The organism is Streptomyces bicolor (genome assembly GCF_000719285.1).
Taxonomy (GTDB): Bacteria; Actinomycetota; Actinomycetes; order Streptomycetales; family Streptomycetaceae; genus Streptomyces; species Streptomyces bicolor.
Map to the genome: position 1 here is coordinate 43083 of NZ_JOFS01000020.1, position 12882 is coordinate 55964.

General features: G+C 66.1%; 11 protein-coding genes and 1 pseudogene. 4 read left to right on the top strand and 8 right to left on the bottom strand.

The genetic code is table 11. The annotated features are described in order from the left end of the window. Positions 1 to 185 precede the first annotated feature (185 nt). Entirely contained in the window at positions 186 to 839 is a 654-nt protein-coding gene (locus IF78_RS43900) for an ATP-binding protein (RefSeq protein WP_037641186.1), read from the top strand. A 130-nt stretch (positions 840 to 969) separates the two neighbouring features. On the opposite strand, the pseudogene IF78_RS43905 reads toward IF78_RS43900, so the two are convergent. From IF78_RS43905 to eccB, 8 genes and pseudogenes are all read right to left on the bottom strand, one after another. Next, a pseudogene (locus tag IF78_RS43905) lies at positions 970 to 2282 on the bottom strand (S8 family serine peptidase). A 109-nt stretch (positions 2283 to 2391) separates the two neighbouring features. Continuing rightward, positions 2392 to 3732, bottom strand: a complete 1341-nt coding sequence (locus tag IF78_RS0125330) for a S8 family serine peptidase (protein WP_051828157.1) — start codon at positions 3730 to 3732, stop codon at positions 2392 to 2394. An 87-nt stretch (positions 3733 to 3819) separates the two neighbouring features. After that, complete coding sequence (locus IF78_RS46435) at positions 3820 to 5241, bottom strand: hypothetical protein (RefSeq protein ID WP_031484917.1); 1422 nt, start codon at positions 5239 to 5241, stop codon at positions 3820 to 3822. A 39-nt stretch (positions 5242 to 5280) separates the two neighbouring features. Beyond that, entirely contained in the window at positions 5281 to 5595 is a 315-nt protein-coding gene (locus IF78_RS0125340) for a WXG100 family type VII secretion target (protein WP_031484919.1), read from the bottom strand. Between the two features lie 2 nt (positions 5596 to 5597). Then, positions 5598 to 6896 carry a type VII secretion-associated serine protease mycosin gene (gene mycP, locus IF78_RS0125345; RefSeq protein ID WP_031484921.1) on the bottom strand — a complete coding sequence of 433 codons (1299 nt, stop codon included), beginning with the start codon at positions 6894 to 6896 and terminating at the stop codon, positions 5598 to 5600. 251 nt (positions 6897 to 7147) lie between these two features. After that, positions 7148 to 7441, bottom strand: a complete 294-nt coding sequence (locus tag IF78_RS0125350; RefSeq protein WP_031484924.1) for a WXG100 family type VII secretion target — start codon at positions 7439 to 7441, stop codon at positions 7148 to 7150. A 65-nt stretch (positions 7442 to 7506) separates the two neighbouring features. Next, the gene (locus IF78_RS0125355; RefSeq protein ID WP_031484925.1) at positions 7507 to 7827 is read right to left on the bottom strand and encodes a WXG100 family type VII secretion target; all 321 of its coding nucleotides are present in this window, start codon (positions 7825 to 7827) and stop codon (positions 7507 to 7509) included. Positions 7828 to 8096: 269 nt separating this feature from the next. Continuing rightward, positions 8097 to 9662 carry a type VII secretion protein EccB gene (gene eccB / locus IF78_RS0125360; RefSeq protein ID WP_031484927.1) on the bottom strand — a complete coding sequence of 522 codons (1566 nt, stop codon included), beginning with the start codon at positions 9660 to 9662 and terminating at the stop codon, positions 8097 to 8099. A 195-nt stretch (positions 9663 to 9857) separates the two neighbouring features. On the opposite strand from eccB, the gene eccE reads away from it, so the two are divergent. The 3 genes from eccE (at position 9858) to IF78_RS0125375 (ending at position 12735) form a co-directional block, all read left to right on the top strand. After that, positions 9858 to 11186, top strand: a complete 1329-nt coding sequence (gene eccE / locus IF78_RS0125365; protein ID WP_031484929.1) for a type VII secretion protein EccE — start codon at positions 9858 to 9860, stop codon at positions 11184 to 11186. Then, positions 11186 to 12013 carry a hypothetical protein gene (locus tag IF78_RS0125370; protein WP_031484931.1) on the top strand — a complete coding sequence of 276 codons (828 nt, stop codon included), beginning with the start codon at positions 11186 to 11188 and terminating at the stop codon, positions 12011 to 12013. Before eccE ends, IF78_RS0125370 begins: the two co-directional genes overlap by 1 nt. A 404-nt stretch (positions 12014 to 12417) precedes the next feature. Continuing rightward, positions 12418 to 12735 (top strand): DUF397 domain-containing protein, encoded by a 318-nt coding sequence (locus tag IF78_RS0125375; protein WP_031484933.1) that lies wholly within the window; start codon positions 12418 to 12420, stop codon positions 12733 to 12735. The last annotated feature ends 147 nt before the right edge of the window (positions 12736 to 12882 follow it).

Sequence of the window (12882 nt, forward strand, 5' to 3'; positions counted from 1 at the left end):
GGGCAGCGGGCGCCAAGACATAGCCGCCATCCGAAAGAGGGAATATTGCTGCCGCCTCAAATGGAAACGTTGCAGATTGAGTTGGTGCACCTTCATTCTGTTGGCCATGGACACCGGTGTCCCGCTGCCCAACTGGCCTTCTCTGTAGGGGATCCCGGTCAAGCATCTACTCCCCGGGGGCTGCCATGGCCGTACTGAACCAAGTCGCGTTTCAGCTGTCCCGCCGTCGCGGCAGCGTTCCCCGGGCGCGAGCCCTGGTCACCGCAGTGCTCGGCACCTGGGGAATCGATCAAGAAGCCATCGATACGGCGGAGCTGGTGCTGTCGGAGCTTGTCACCAACGCACTGCGGGCACGGGCCCCAGGTGACCGCCAGGTGGGCATCCGCATCGCGCACTCCGAGGCGGACGGGCTGCTGCGGCTGGAGGTAAGCGACGCTGCGGAGGGCAGGCCCGAGGTACGAAGTCCCGGCGAGGACGAGGACGGGGGACGTGGATTGCTGCTCGTGGATGCGCTGACTCACCGCTGGGGCGTACAGAAACGCGAGGGCGGCATCGGGAAGACGGTGTGGGCCGAGCTGAAGGCGCCGGTCATCGCGGCTGTCCCGATCGAAAGGGAGATCGCCGCGGTCACGGTCCAACCGGGGGAGCAGGTCCAGTTGCGCGGGGCGTGGCGGACCGTCCGCAGTGTCCGGGGTGAACGGTCTGTCACGGGTGGGTTCGTCTTGGTGCTGGGACTGGACGACGGCCCCGTAGTGCGGGTGGACGCCACCGATCCGCTGACTGTGCGGAGCACGGGGCGAAATGGTTCCTGCGGCGCCGCAGGAAGCGGTGAAACGTAGGTTGCCTGACGCGCACCGGGATTGTGACTCCTCCGTCGGTAAGACTGGAGCCACTGGTACTCGCACTATGCCCAGCGGGCGTGATGCCTGGTCGCATCACGCCCGCTGGGATCTGAGCCGTATCAGGCCGCTACTGCTGGGGCGGCCACTGGCTGTGAGGCGGGGTTGGGTGCTGGTACGGGTTCTGGTGCGGCGAAACCTGCTGCTGATACGGGTTGTGCTGGGGCGGGAAGGGCTGCTGAGCGTATTGCGGGTAGCCGGCACGACCGCCAGGAGCGCCAGTCTGGTTGCTGTTTCGTCGGGACCGCTTGGCGATCAAGAGCACAATCAGGCCGATGACAGCCAGTCCCCCGACACCGATGACAGTCCAGGCAATGATTGCCTTTCGATCAGCCCTTGCCTGTTCCTCATCGGACATGCCGATCGCAGGAGCGGCCGACTTCTCCTTGAGGGACTCCGGAACGGTGAGGGGACCGTAGTTCGAGCCGGCCGGGATGTCCTCTTTCAGTGCTGCGAGCGGCTGGATGATGCCGTAGCCGTACCGCTTGTCCGGCAGGGACAGGCCCTTCTCGGCATCCGGTAGGGCCGCTGTCTTCACGAGGCGGTTTGCGATCTGGCCTGCCGTAAGGTCAGGAAATTTTGATCGAAGGAGGGCAGCCGCTGCCGCAACATACGCAGTGGCATCAGATGTACCGGTTCCAGAACGATATTCGTTGCCGGATCCGCTTGCGGAGACAATGTGAGTACCGGGAGCAGCCAATGACACAAAGTCCCCCGGGTTCGAGCCCTCCCAGATGAAGCCGTCATTCTTTACGGCGCCTACGCCCAAGGCACCCGGCGAAGCGGCTGGATAGCACTTACCGCCTTTATCGCCCTCATTTCCGGCTCCACCAACTACCAACACGTCACGACTCAAAGCATAAGCTACAGCCTCATTAGCTGCTTCTATCTGGCGAGGGTCGGTAGAATCGAAGCACATAGAGACGCTGATCACGGAGGCGCCGTGGTCAACTGCGTATGGAATGGACGTGGGATATCCTGGCCCATCTGTACCAAAATCACGAACCGGCAAGATTTTGCCTTCGGCGCCAATCCGATGACGCCATCGTTAGTGCCATGGCCGTGCGCCACGATGATTGACGCCATAGCCGTGCCGTGGTCGTCACCGGAACGTGGGGTCGTAGGACCCCCGTCCATGAAGTCTTTCCCTTCAAGGACGTTGCCCTGAAGGTCGATGTGGTTGGCATTCACGCCATCATCAATGACAGCAACTGTTACCCCGCTTCCTTGAGAGATATTCCACACAGACTGGGCGTTGAGCGCTTCCAGCGCCCACTGATCTTGTCTGATCTGATCTGCCGTCGCAAGCGGAGTTGAGACAAAAACCAGTGCACCGGTCAATACTCCGCAGCCAACCGTGCGGATTGCCTGAGCGAGGACCATTCCGTCTTCCTGTCCCTTACCCAAACGTGAACGTGGGCGCAAAGACAAAATATTGTCTTTGCGCCCACGCGACCTTCATGTCGAGTTTCGCGCTGCACCGAATCCGCGGCTACTGCTGCGGCGGCCACTGCCCCTGCGGCGGAGTGGGCTGCTGCTGGTACGGGTTCGGTTGCTGCGGCGGCCCCTGCTGCTGGTACGGGTTCTGCTGGGGCGGGTAGGGCTGCTGACCGTATTGCGGGTAGCCGGCAGGACCGCCGGGTCCACCGCTGTTGTTGCTATTACGCCGGGACCGCTTCACGATCAGGAGCACGATGAGGCCGATCACGGCCAGGGCGATGACGCCGAGGATGACGAAGAACAGCATCTGCTTCTGGTCTGCCTTTTTGTTTTCTGCGGCGTACTCGGCGTCGGACTTGCCGGTGCTTGGAGCAGCGGAGGAGCTCTCAGATCCAGGGGCCTTAAGCGGCCCGTACTTCGAGCCTGCGGGGATGTCCTCCGTCAGCGCAGCGAGCGGGCGGATGGTGCCGTAGCCGTACTTTTCGTCGGGGAGGGAAAGTCCCTTGGCGGAGTCGGGAAGGACGGCGGTCTTTACGAGGCGATTTGCGATCTGCCCTGCCGTGAGGTCCGGGAACTTCGACCGGAGCAAGGCAGCAGCTGCTGATACGAACGCCGTCGAGTCCGAAGTACCATCTCCGATCTGGAGATTGTTGCCAGGCCATCCTGCGCTCACAATACGCGTGGCAGGGGCGGTCAACAGAACTTCGGGTCCGTAGTTGGAATCTTGCCAAACATTTCCACTCTGGTTAACCCCTCCCACCGCCAAGACACCCGGGGCCATAGCAGGGAATCCAACTCTCCGTTTCCCTTGGTTTCCGGTTCCGGCCACGATTAGGACGTCATGCTCGAGCGCGTAGGAGATCGCCTCCATATCTTCGACAGAACCGCCAGCTTCCGAGTACTCATCACGAATATCCATGGAAATATTAATGACAGAGGCCCCATTGTCCACCGCGTAGCGAATCTCGTCTGCAAACCCGGCCAGGTCCGCGCGGATAGGGAGAATCTTGGCTTCTGGCGCTAGACCCATTACGCCGTCTGCCGCACTGGGCCCATGCCCATGTCCTGCGATAATTGCGGCCATCTGCGTGCCGTGGGTCGGCTTATTATCCGAGGCTTCAGGCGAGGCATCATCATCCCCATCGACAAAATCTTTGCCTTTGAGGACGTTACTTTTCAGATCCACGTGCTCAGCGTTCACGCCAACATCAATGACTGCGACTGTGACGCCCTTGCCTTTGGATACCTTCCAGACAGACTCGGCCTGCAGTGCCTCCAATGCCCACTGATCACGTCTGGTCTGGTCTGCGGAGGCAGTAGGAGCCGCCGCCAGTATCAGCGCGCCCGTCAGTGCCGTGGCGCCCAGAGCGCGCACAGTTCGCGTGAAGGCCATTCCTTCTTCCTCTCCCATACCGAAACGTGGGCGTGACCCGGAGGCCACGCCCACGCATCCTGTCACGTGCCGGTGAGAGCCAACCGACTACTCCTCGATGACGCGAGGCGCCGCATTGGTCTGCGGGGCCCAGGTCTCCTCGTCCTCGACCAAGTAGTCGGGACGCTCGCCCTCGCGCTGCTCCTGGTCCTTGGGGCGACCGGTGCGTGCGCCAGGGACGCCGACCATGCCACCCTTGCGAGTAGCTGCGGCTCCCCGTCCAGCGGCACCAGCGGCACCACGGCTGCTGTGCAGACCCGAGCCACCGGCAGTGCCCCTGCCCGCACCTGCACCCGTCCTGGGCGCCCCGCCAACTACGCCACCGCTCTGGCGAGCCATGCCTCCGGCACGCGCGGCACCGCCCTTGGCTGCACCTGCGCCAGCGGCACCACCCATGCCTCCAGCACCGGCGCGACCCGCCATGCCCGCTGCACCGGCACGATTGGCCATGCCGCCGCGAGCGGCACCGGCCCCAACCGCCCCGCCGGCCGCACCGCCGACGACACCAGATCCACCACCGACGCCAGTGGATCCACCGCCAACCGTGCTGGCGCCGCCAACCGTGGGTGCACCAGGGCGGCCACCGGAAACGCCGTCAATCGCAGTGCTGACCTGCGGCTGTGGCGGGGTCGGCTTGTGTGCGCCGCCGGTGATACCCGCAGGCGGGGCTACTGGCTTCGACGGAGCGACCCTACCGGCCTGGCTTCCCCGAGCGGTCCCGCCTGTCGCACCTTGCGGACTTCGAGTCGCAGTCCCGGCGGGGACAATTACAGGAGCAGGAGCAGGTGCAGCGCCGCCAGGATCGCCTGGATAGGTATCACTGTCGTTGACACTGCCGGGCTTCCACGACCCCAGTTCCCGGGCTCGGCTGTTGTAAGCTGCCCCCAGCATCTCCATCTTCGCAGCCATCTGGAGCTGCCGTTCCTTACCCTCCGACAAGCTGCCCGCGTTGTCGTCGAGGGCCTGCTGCGAGCTGGCCCCGCCCCGGATGGCGTTGTCCGCAGCCGGACCGCCGTCCCGGTCACCCAGGTTGCCGATATAGTCCGCCCCGCTGGAGAGCTTGCTCGGCTTCTCCATCGCCATGACCTGAGGCTTGATCTCTGCAAGCTTCGCAGCGGCGCCCTTGAGAGATTGCGAGGTGTTGTCGGCGTACTTGGAGCTGTCTGTGATCTTCTTGCCGATCACCTGCGCCCGTGCCCTGAACAGATCCGCGCTCTGTCCTTCCCAGTGGGCGAGGACGTGCTGGACAGCCGTGTCAAGACTCTCCTTGATCCCGCCAGGTCCGACGAGGTCCTTACTGAGGGCCGTCCAAGCCTCTGCCACCAACTCTACGGTTCTCGGATCGGCATCTCGGACCATGTCTTTCATTTGGTCCATGTCGTAATCGAGCCCGAATGGCGTGGTGTGCTTTTCCGACACGCACTGATTTACTTCGACATACTCGAAGTTGTCGACGTCCTTGTCGCCCATGTCTACAGCCCCCTCACATCCACGTAGCAGGACACCCCGTTACTTCCCGTTGAACGCCGCATAGTTCTCTGCCTCAGCGTCGCTGAACGCGTCATGCGTCCTCTTCGTCTTCGTCCCGAAGTCGTCCAACACCTCTTCCAAGTGCGCGACGATCTCGTAAAGTCGTTCCTTCATCGCTTCGTGGGCCTTGTACAGCGCTTCGGCCTCGCCGAAGCCCGTCCCAAGCGCCCCCTGCGGCAGGTAAGTCTTGCCCATGCAGCTCGACTTGGACGTCGTCATGTCCTTGATGACGCCATTCAGCTTCGTGATCGTGCCCTCGATCTCACTCAGATCGACCTTGTACTGCTCAGCCATCCTCAGCTCCCCGTTGACTCCACGTTGTTACTCATGCCCTGTCTGCGTCGCCAGTCACTCAACACCCGACCACCACCGAACAGAAGAAGCACCGCAGCGAACCCAGTCGCGAACACGTACAACGCATACCGCTCCGTCCGCTCCTGCCGAGACTCCCCAAGCACCAGCGTCGCAGCCTCGACATTCGCCGAGCCGCCCGCGGCCCCGACCTGGTCCGGCGTCGGACCGTCCTCCGACGGCTCCGTCGAGTCGTCGTTGACCGCGGCGGCCGGGTCGACGACACCCCAGCCGACGAAGTCGTCGCGGTTCGGCTTGGTGCGGTCCGCGGTCTGTTCGATCTGGGTGATGACCTGCTTGTAGGTCCAGTCGGGGTGCTTGGCGCGGATCAGGGCCGCGACGCCCGAGACGTATGGGGCCGCGAAACTGGTGCCCTGGTCGACGCAGTGGCCGCCCACGGGGACCGTCGAGACCATGTCGATGCCGGGTGCCGCGACGCCCACGAACTTGCCCGACTGGGAGAAGGGGGCGCGGGCGTTGTTGCGGTCGGAGGCCGCGACCGCCAGGACGCCGGGGTACGCCGCCGGGTACGTCTCCTTGATCTCGCCGTCCGCACCGTTGTTGCCGGCCGCGGCGACGATCAGGATGTCTTTCTGTTCCTGGGCGTACTTGATGGCCGCCCGGAAGGCCTCGTCGACCTGCGGAGGCATCTTTGAGGCGGTGTCCTGCGAGATGTTGATGATGTCGGCGCCGTGGTCGGCCGCCCACATGATGGCCTGGATCATCGTGCGGACATTGCCGCTGCCCTGGTCGTCGTTCTGCCGGATCGGGATGATCGTGGCTTCCGGGGCGATACCGATGAAACCGGTCTCGTCCGACTTACGCGCGGCAATGATGCCGGCCACCTTGGTGCCGTGCCCCACCGTGGGGTCGGTCTTGCCCGTGCCGCCCTTTTTCAAGAAGTCCGTGCCGTTGACAACGGCCTTCCGCAGCTGCGCGTTGACGATGTCGACGCCGGTGTCGATGACGGCGACCTTGATGCCCTTGCCCTTGGTGTCCGCCCACAGCTGGTCGGGGACGATGCGCTGGAGGGACCAGGGCGTTCCCTTGATCGGGTCGGACGGGAACGAGCAACTGGTGTCGTCGATCTGGAAACGCACGTCGTCGTCGGCCAAGGTGGTCCGCACCTGCTCCGCGGCGGCGGCCGGTGCTGCGCCCGCGAAGGGTAGCCCGCAGGCGAGGACCGCCAGGGCGGCGGTGCCTGCGGCGCTCCGGCGTGCGGCGCGCGATGCCCCGGATCCCACTGTCTTACGTCCTCCCGTTTCGTTCCTGCTACTGGCCGTGCGGAGTTCAAAGTCCGGAGGCCCAGAGCCCCAGAGCCCCAGGGTCCGAAGACCCGAAGTCCCCGAGATCCGAAGTCCCGAGATCCGAAGGGCCGGAGACCAGAGATCGGCACCTGCCGAAATGGTCTCCACGGCCCGTCATCCGCCCGACCCGTCAACCGCCAATGGGGGCGAGCGCGCCGTCGCGCGCCCGCCCCCATCAAGCGATCACGTCAGCCGCCCCAGATCTGGGCGTTCTTCGACTCGGTCGCCTGGTAGTTCTGAGCGGCGCTGTCGAGGGCCTTCGCGATGGCCTCCAGCGTCTGCTGCATGGAGTTGGCGCGCTGGTCCCACTCGGCCTGCTTGGCACGGTAGGACTCCTGCGCCTGGCCTTCCCAGCTGGCGGCGATCCGCTTGACGCCGGCCTCGAGGTCGTCCAGCTGACGGCGGATGTTGTTCGCCGTCGAGCGGACGTCCTGGGAGGCCTGGGAGATCGTGGCAAAATTGACGAGGATCTGCCCGGACATGTCTTGTGTCTCCTCAGATGTATGGATAGTCGGTCACGGACGTGCGCCGCGGCGCACGGGGCCGATCATCCGAACGGGGACGAAGCCGCGATGTTCTGGATGGAAGCCCGCTGCTCCTCTTCCGAAGCCGCGTAGGCCTTGGTGCTCTGGTCGATGGCTTCCTTGATGTCGTTCAAGATCTGGTTGATCTTGTTCGCATCCTGGTTCACCTGCGACTGCAGGTTGTTGTACGCGGTGGCCGCCGAGCCCTTCCACCCGCCCGTGATCGTGTCGATCACGGTCTGCAGGCGACGGATCTCGCCCTGGATCGAGGAGTTGACCGAGGAGATCTTGCCGCTGAACGCGACCATCTCCTCCTCGGTCATGGTGAACTGCTGTCCAGCCATGCTGTGTCCCCCATGAGACGTAGGAGTTCTGGATAGATCCATACGTGGCACGCCAACGCCGTGCAAACGGCGGGCGTATCCAGTCTGGTCTGCTTCCACTCTAGTCGCATCCACCGACAGAGCGAACATCAGACGGATCCTGTAGCAGGATCGGGATGAAGCCAACTCATCTTTTTCACATGGCAGTTCATTGAGTGTTTGATGAGTTGACCTCGTGGTGCGTGTAGGAGGTCGGTATCCGGCTCGCCAAGAGCCCTGCGCCCGTCTCGCTAAGAGCCCTGCGCCTGCTCGGCGTTGCCGCTGCTGAGCTCCGGACCCGCCGCGAGCAGGTCCGCCCACGCCGCCCGCACCGGGACCGCGCGGATCTTCCCGTAGCCGAGCCGCACCTGCGCGGTGTTGGTCTGTTGGCCGTCGGCCTTCTCGCCGCCGGTGACCTGGCTGTCGTTGCGGGTCGGAACCGAGTAGCGCAGCCCGGTGTCAGTCACCAGGTAGGTGCTGCCTCCGCCGCCGTCGGTCCCCGTGATCCGCTTGAACAGGAGGCCGCTGCCGGGTGAGACATACGTGCTGGAGCCGTTCTGGGCGACGTCCTTCGGGTAGTCCTGGCCGGCCCAGACGGTCATCTGCGGCAAGCCGGTGAACTCGTCGTTCTTGCCGTGCCAGATGCTGCACGAGACCTTGTTGCCGGCCTGCTCCCAGTGCGTGTTGGCCTGCTTCACCGGTTCCTTGGGCCAGTTCTTCTGCGACATCCACTCGCCGTCCGCGGGCGGCATGTCGTTGAAGGAGACCTTCACCGGCGCCGGGGTCTTGCCGCCGTACACGCCCTCCGCCCAGGGGCTCAGCAGCCACATCTGCGCCGTGAAGTCGGACACACGCTGAACTCGGTCCTTCAGCACGATGTACTTCTGCGTCGTGTTGTTGGACGGGGCTTCGAGGATGAGGCCCACCTTGGACAGGCTGGGATCGAGGTCGTCGACATTCGCCTGCGTCGCCACGGCCGACCCCAGATCGGGGAAGTCGACGTCTCCCACGACGTTCAGCGTGTTGATGAAGTCCGCGCTGACCTTCTGCGGCTCCATGCCGTCACCGATAACGGCTCGCTCCAGCCTCTTCAGCGCCGCCTCGGTCTGGAGCTTCCACCCCACGCCGCCCATCAAGTAGGCCCGTCCGTCCGAAGTGACCAGGTACCGCGGCCCGCCACCGCTGACCGCGCCGCTAGCGACCGGCCCCTCGATGTACAGCGCCTGCCGCGGGTTCAGCTCCTTGTTGCCCTTGTGCAGCAGGTTGTCGTAATCGCCCTGGTCCAGCACATACGTCGCCCTGACGGGCTGGCCGTCCTTACCCGGCGCCTCACACAACGCCCACACCTTCGCCTTCTCCGCGTCATCGGGAGAAGGAAGCCGATCCGGCGCGAACGGAATCCCGACGGTCGCCCCCATCGGGTACTTGCTCTCGTCGAGCACCGATTCCTTGATCTTGATGACCTGTGGGTTCTCGCCGTTCAGCAGAAGCTTGGCGGACGCGAGGTTGAGGACCGGGTGCAGGCTGAGCTTGTCCTCGCCCTTGGTCTTCACCAGCACGTACCGTGTCGTCGACTCGCTGCCGACGAGGATGTTCTTGCCCTGGGTGTCCCAGCCCTTCGGCGCGGTCGGGCTGAGCATGCCCCACGCTCCGAATACGACGAGCACCAGTGCCGCCACGCCGACACTCGGCAGGACGGTCTTGAGGGGGCGCGGCGCGGCCTCCTCGGAACCGTGCGGGGACGGCTGCAAGAACGCCGCCACCGTGCGCCTGCGCGCAAAGGAGTAGGCGTTCAGCTCATCCCGACGTGTCGCCATCGATGGGTCAACTCCCCGTTTTTTCGCTTTGTTTCCGTATGCGGAACTCCCCAGGGCCGCCCGGTACTCCGTGGCGTTTGCTCCTGCAGGGACCTCTACTATGCCGTGTGACGATCGCACCGTACGGTACGGGGTACGGTGGTGCGCCGCCAGCTCAAGTCGCGGCCAGAGAATGCAAAGGGGTTGTAGCGGGGGATGAGCACTGCGACCAGGTCCCGGCGCCGTAACGGCAGCCGTCGCACGCAGGAAAACCAAGGGCCGGAACCCGCGCAGCGGTCCGCAACCCCTACTCGCCAGAGCCCGGTCACGCCGGTGCTCGCCAGGCGGCCCGGCAGCATCGGCCCCATCCGGGTCCAGCAGCTGGTCGGCTTCGAGCTGGCCGCCGCGGTGCTGTTGATCGGCTGGCTGCTGCGCCCCATCGGTCTCACCATCGGCATCGTGCTGGCCGTACCGCTCGTCCTGGCCGGGCTGCTGCGAAGGCGCGGTCGGCCGCTGCCCGAGTGGTTCGCCACCGCTCGTGCCCTGCGAGACCGCCGCAAGCGCAACGCCGAGCCCGTACCGCCCGGCACGGACCCCGGCTTCGCCCCGGCCGTCGAGTGCGACCCGGCGCTGCGGACCTACGCCTTCCAGGACCGTGAGCAGCGCGAGATCGGCATGGTCGGTGACGGTACGTTCCTCACCGCCCTCGTGCAGGTGGAGGCCGCGGACATTCCGCTGCGCCCGACGCAGGGCACCCGGGACATTCCCCTCGACCTGATCCAGGGTCTGCTCGAGGTGGACGACATCCGGCTCGCCTCCGTCCAGGTCGTCCAGCACACCCAGCCCGCGCCGGCGACGCACCTGCCTCCGCAGGCCATGGCGGTCCGCTCCTACGGGCCGCTGCAGGCGCAGAGCATGACTCCGGGTATGCGGCTCACCTGGGTCGCGCTCAAGTTCGACCCGGAGCTGTGCCCGGAGGCCGTGGAGGCCCGTGGCGGCGGCATTCAGGGGGCCCGGCGGGCGCTGCTGCGGGTCGCCGACCAGCTGGCCAGCCGCCTCATGGGCGCCGGCCTGCAGGCCAAGGTGCTGAGCGAGTCCGAGATCGTCGCGGCCATCGCCACCTCCAGCTGCGTCAACCCGCTGGCCACCACCGGCGGTGCCGCGCTCGACGGCAGCCGCTCCAACCGCCGTACCGCCGAGAGCACCAAGGCCTGGCGCTGCGACGACCGTTGGCACACCACGTACTGGATCTCCCGGTGGCCGCAGCTCGGCCCCGGCAGCCCGGCGCTGCCCCAACTGGTCGGCGCGGTGACCTCGTCGCCCGCGCTCGCCAGCACCTTCTCGCTCACGATCAGCAAGCGGCGGGGCAACACCCTGGCGCTGTCGGGACACGTGCGGGTCACCGGCCGCGGTGAGAACGAACTGGCTCAGGCGACCCAGCACTTGGAGCGGTCCGCGTCCGCGTTCAAGATCGGTCTGCTGCGGCTCGACCGTGAGCAGCTGCCCGGCGTTCTGGCCACCCTGCCGCTCGGAGGTACCCGCTGATGTCCGCCCCCACCGTTCCCGCGTCCGGCCGCCCCGGCTTCGGGTCCGCGGCGCCGGGCCTGCCCGGGCAGCGTCCCGGCCATCTCCCCCGCAACCCCGAACCGGCTCGGCAGGGGCCGGAGCGACGCCTGCGCGCCGCCTTCGGTCTGCTCGGCCCCCGGCGTGAGCGCCACCTCGTGGACGCCGACGTACTGGCGCAGTTGGCGCTGCCCGCCGGCGACGACGGCCTGATCCTCGGGGTCGACCCCAACAACCAGCCCGCGGTACTGGGACTGTGCCGGCCCACACGGTTGGACATCCTGATGGTGGGCGGCACCTGGCTGGCCCAGGTCGTCGCCCTGCGCGCCGCGGCGATCGGCGCTCGCGTGGCCGTGGAGACCGCGCGTCCCCAGCTGTGGTCGCCGATGGCGCAGGCGGCCGGCGGCGGTCAGCAGTGTGTGACGGTGCACCAGGTGGGGCGGATAGCCCCGCAGGGCCCGTCCCCCGCCAGCCCGGTGCTCATCATCCGCGACCTGGGCATCCGCCCGCCGAGGAGCCGCCTCAGCCCGGCGCCCTGGCAGTCGGTGCTGACCCTGCTCCCCTATCTCGGCCCCACCGCCCCGCGACTGCTGGCCAACGCCGACGTCGTCGGCGTGCAGCGGATCTCCCCGCAGGAGGCCGACGTCGTGGGCAAGGTGATGCGGCTGGGCCGGGACGACACTTCTTCGCTGCCCACCCTCGCCGACAGCGTTGCCCTCTGGTGCACGCAGAAGCACCGGCAGTACGTGATGACCCAGCCCACCGACGCGGAGACCGGACTCCTCGGAGCCGCGCGCCGGATGGACTGAGTTCGCGGCGCCGTACGGACTGAGTTCGGTGGCGCCGTACGGACTGAGTTCGCGGCGGGAGAGCCTCGTTCGTGGCACATGGGTCCGGGTTCCCAGGAACGTGTGTGTCATCGTGGGGAGTTCGGCGTACGACCTCTGGCAGCCGGGGTGTCCATTGTGTCCACCGTGTCCACTCTGTCCGCCGGAGGGCGACGTCACCACCCAGCCATAACGGCACACTCATGGATGAAAACGACCGCCTTCCGTGGGCGGGAGGGCTCTGCGTGAACGGAAACTCTCGTCGTATCCCGAACACCCCGGCGCCTGCCTGCAATTCGTGACCAGATCGTTGCAGCGTGCGAGCCCGCGGAGTCTGAGTAAGGTGACCCTGCACGTCGTTCGCCCACCAGAAAGGGCCTTTGACCATGGCTGACGCACCCGGCAGCGCCGCAGGGACACCGGACGAGGACGTCAAGGCACGTAAGGAAAGGGAACGGGACGAGCTGTACGCCCTGGACATCTCGGATGTCGAGTGGCACAGCGCACCCGGCACCGAGGAGCACGAGGAGCGCGTCGAGATCGCCAACCTCCCGGGCGGCGCGGTGGCCATGCGGTCCTCCTTGGACCCGGACACCGTGCTGCGCTACACGGAGGCGGAGTGGCAGGCTTTCGTACTCGGCGCGCGCGACGGCGAGTTCGACCTCGAGCCCGCACCGCACAACGGCGGGCTCGCGGCGGAGTAGCCCGAGGAAGACAGCAGTGCCGCGGGTGCGAGCACACACAGGACGGGCCTGCCCTGCCGACCCCTGTGGCGTTTACGCTTGATGCGGGTGCGACGTCGGAACCCCCGGGTGGGTTGTTCGCGTCCAGGGGACACCAGTGGATCGGAC